Source organism: Halohasta sp. A2 (assembly GCF_056175805.1).
Genome location: NZ_JAQFWV010000236.1, coordinates 1 through 366, shown reverse-complemented (window position 1 = coordinate 366; position 366 = coordinate 1). Strand labels below are relative to the sequence as shown.

Here is a 366-nt window from a genome sequence, read left to right as displayed (position 1 = left end):
TGTCTTGATTCCGCTGAATGAGCGACTTGTCGCTTATTCAGTACCCAGTTCGTAGCCTTCCGCCCACATACGGAGCTTCTGCAGTCCTTTCCACATTGCTTGCCAGCCTGGCGGAGGATCTGCATTCCGGTCAAGATATCCACCTAACTTTGCCACACATATCGCGTAGCCTTTCGCACTCTCCCCGCGCAGTTCTGGAAATTTCGCTTCCAGAACTGCGCGCTCAGCGTCGCTCAACAATACTGCTGGATCAGCCGCTGAGTCCTCACGAGCTAGATCTCGCAACTCCAGTACCTTCCACGCAATTACTGAGTACACGCCTAACAGTACATCCATGCGGTCCCACGTCTGGAGTTGCCGTTCTTC

The 366-nt window shown here is 53.8% G+C and carries 1 pseudogene; it reads right to left on the bottom strand.

Going from position 1 to position 366, the window contains the following annotated elements:
* Positions 1–33 precede the first annotated feature (33 nt).
* A pseudogene (locus tag O2S87_RS18955) lies at positions 34–366 on the bottom strand (IS4 family transposase); the annotation flags it as partial.